General features: G+C 63.9%; 2 protein-coding genes and 1 riboswitch. Of the genes, one reads left to right on the top strand and one right to left on the bottom strand.

Annotated elements, in window-relative coordinates; translation table 11 throughout:
* Window positions 1-333: 333 nt before the first annotated feature.
* Window positions 334-1,770 (bottom strand): TolC family outer membrane protein, encoded by a 1,437-nt coding sequence (locus tag Q8Q83_RS19265; protein ID WP_305625741.1) that lies wholly within the window; start codon window positions 1,768-1,770, stop codon window positions 334-336.
* Window positions 1,771-1,988: 218 nt separating this feature from the next.
* A riboswitch (TPP riboswitch) is annotated at window positions 1,989-2,096 on the top strand.
* Window positions 2,097-2,193: 97 nt separating this feature from the next.
* Between Q8Q83_RS19265 and Q8Q83_RS19260 the strand changes: the two genes are divergently transcribed.
* The coding region (locus tag Q8Q83_RS19260) for a phosphomethylpyrimidine synthase ThiC (protein WP_305625740.1) at window positions 2,194-3,190 on the top strand (997 nt) is incomplete at its 3' end.

Below are 3,190 nucleotides of genomic sequence, written 5' to 3'. Positions count from 1 at the left end.
CTTGGCGAAGTGGCGGACGCCCAGGGCTTGACGCAACGGCTCGAGCAGCTGTGGCGTGAGCCCAGCGCGGCACAGGCGATGCGGGCGGCGGGGTTGGCGGTAATGCAGGCCAACCAAGGGGCGCTGGCGCGCTTGTTGGCGGGCTTGGCGCGCCTGCTCGGTTAACCGTAGCCCGGATGCAATCCGGGGAAGCGATCTCCCGGATTGCATCCGGGCTACATGGATCTGCAGCTTGGGTCGTGAGCCTAGGTTGGGCTGAGTTCCGCGAAGCCCAACACGGCATTCGAGCAGCCATAAAAAAACCGGCCAAGCCGGTTTTTTTATGCAGGCCACTCAGTATTCCTGGTTGCCGCGCAGTTGCGCCTCGGCGGCCTTGGCCAGGTCCGGCGGCAGGAAGTCCTGGTCCGGGTCGTAGTCCGACTTCAGGTATTGCTCCAGCGCTTCCAGGTCGGCCGGGCTAAGGGTGCCCGCCGCCTGCTTCAAGCGCAGGTTGTTGAGGATATAGTCGTAGCGCGCGTTGTTGTAATCGCGCACCGAGCCGAACAGCTGGCGCTGGGCATCCAGCACGTCGACTATATTGCGCGTGCCGACCTGATAGCCGATTTCGGTGGCTTCCAGGGCGCTCTGATTGGAGATGATCGACTGCTTGCGCGCCTGTACGGTTTCCACGTCGGTATTTACCGCGCGGTGCAGGTTGCGGGTGTTCTGCACCACCTGGCGGCGCAGGCTCTCGCGCAGCTGCTCGCTCTGGTTGACCCGCTGATAGGCCTCGCGCACCTGGGAGCTGGTCAGGCCGCCGCTGTACAGCGGGATATTCAGTTGCAGGCCAATGCTGCGCTGTTCGACATCGCCGCTGAAGGTCGGCGGGGTGCCGGAGTTGCTGAAGCCGAGGCTGTCGTTGTCGCCTTTCTGGTAGCTGGCCACCGCGTCCAGGGTCGGCGCGTGGCCGGACTTGCGCTGGCGCAGGGTCTCTTCGGCGGCGTCGACCGCATGGTTGCTGGCTTGCAGATTGAGGTTCTGCGCGGCGGCGGTGTCGACCCAGGCCTTGGCGTCGTTGGGCGTCGGCGCCAGGATCGGCAGGCTGTGCTCGATGCCTTCCAGCGCGGCGAAGTCGCGGTTGGTCAGGGTGGTCAGGGCCTGGAAGGCGTCTTCCACTTGGCGCTGGGCGATGATGCGGTTGGCCCGCGCGGTGTCGAAACCGGCCTGGGCTTCCAGCACGTCGGTCTTGTCCGACAGGCCGACATCGAAACGCTCGTTGGCTTGATCCAGCTGGCGCTTGAACGCCGCTTCTTCGGCCTTGGTCGAGGCCAGGTTGTCCTGGGCGCGCAGCACGGCGAAGTAGCTTTCGGCGCTTTGCAGAATCAGGTTCTGCTCGGTGGCCGAGAGTTCCAGGGCGGCTTGCTCGTCGGTCGCTTCGGCGGCTTGCAGCTGGAACCAGCGATCTGCACGGAACAGCGGTTGGCTCAGATTGGCCTGATAGACGGTGCCGCTGCGCGAGCGGGTGACGCTCGGCGAGTCGATCTGCGTGCGGCTGTCGCTCAGGTTGGCGCCGGCGGACAGGTTCGGCAGCAGGCCGGCGCGGGCCTGGGGCACCACTTCGCGGCGGGCCTCATAGTCGGCGCGGGCGGCGGCCAGATCGGCATTGTTGTTGGCGGCTTCCTGGTAAACCGTGACCAGGTCGGTTTTGCTCGATGCTGGGGCTTGTTCGGCCCAGGCATAGCCGCTGGAGGCGGCGGCCACGGCTAAAGCCAGAGAGAGTCTGCGCAACATTAGGGTAATCCTGATTTTGGCGGTAATCGGCAAGGCTAAGGGGCGCTGCATAGGGGGTCAAGATTTGTCTTGAGCACGGCGACTGTAGTTTGCAACAAGCTATGGCGCTTGGCGCCGAGGCGAATGAATCGTCGGCGCGCTCGTCATTTTCCGACGCATGGGTCATACAAAATTGACTCGCGGGTTGGTTTTATTGCCGGGGGTTGATTAGACTGACCGCGTTCTTGTCGGGGTGCCCTCTACTATGGGGCTGAGATTGGCAGCTGCCGGATCCCGTTGAACCTGATCGGGTTAAGGCCTGCGTAGGGAACAAGATGGGCTCGTCCTTCCTCAGGCGAGTCCTCTGGCACCGCTCCCGGTGCGCCCCGCACCGCTCATCCATCCAGGTTCGCTCCGACATTCAGCCCTGGAGAAAGCCTGCCGATGAGCACACAACAAAAGAACCTGAGCCCCAAAAATTTAAGCGAAAGCGCTCAGGTCGACCAACAGTCGATCCAACCCTTCCCGCGTTCGCAGAAAGTCTACGTCCAGGGTTCGCGCCCGGACATCCGCGTACCCATGCGCGAGATCAGCCTGGACGTGACGCCGACCGACTTCTCTGTAGGCGAGGGGGGCGGCGAGATCAACGCCCCGGTCATGGTGTATGACACCTCCGGCCCCTACACCGACCCGAACGTGACCATCGACGTGCGCCAAGGCCTGGCCGATGTACGCTCGGCCTGGATCGACGACCGCGGCGACACCGAGCTGCTGGCCGGCCTGAGCTCGCATTTCGGCCAGGAGCGTCTGGCCAGCCCCGAGCTGACCGCCATGCGCTTCGCCCACGTGCGCAACCCGCGCCGCGCCAAGGCCGGCAAGAACGTCAGCCAGATGCACTACGCGCGCCAGGGCATCATCACCCCGGAGATGGAATACGTCGCCATCCGCGAAAACCACAAGCTGCAGGAAGCCCGCGCCGCCGGTCTGCTCGACGCGCAGCATCCGGGTCACAGCTTCGGCGCCAGCATCCCCAAGGAAATCACCGCCGAATTCGTCCGCGAGGAAATCGCCCGCGGTCGCGCCATCATCCCGGCCAACATCAACCACACCGAGTTGGAGCCGATGATCATCGGCCGCAACTTCCTGGTGAAGATCAACGGCAATATCGGCAACTCGGCCCTGGGTTCCTCCATCGAGGAAGAAGTGGCCAAGCTGACCTGGGGTATTCGCTGGGGTTCGGACACAGTCATGGATCTGTCCACCGGCAAGCACATCCACGAAACCCGCGAGTGGATCATCCGCAACTCGCCGGTACCGATCGGCACCGTGCCTATCTACCAGGCCCTGGAAAAAGTTAACGGTGTGGCCGAAGACCTGACCTGGGAGCTGTTCCGTGACACCCTGATCGAACAAGCCGAGCAGGGCGTCGACTACTTCACCA

Source organism: Pseudomonas sp., assembly GCF_030696055.1.
Taxonomy (GTDB): domain Bacteria; phylum Pseudomonadota; class Gammaproteobacteria; order Pseudomonadales; family Pseudomonadaceae; genus Aquipseudomonas.
Note: the sequence above shows the minus strand (reverse complement) of the source record. Positions and strands in the feature narration are given on the sequence as shown.

Bases quoted from the DNA above. Each gene is read 5' to 3' on its own strand.
- Q8Q83_RS19265 (WP_305625741.1), bottom strand. From the start codon at position 1,770: ATGTTGCGCAGACTCTCTCTGGCTTTAGCCGTGGCCGCCGCCTCCAGC.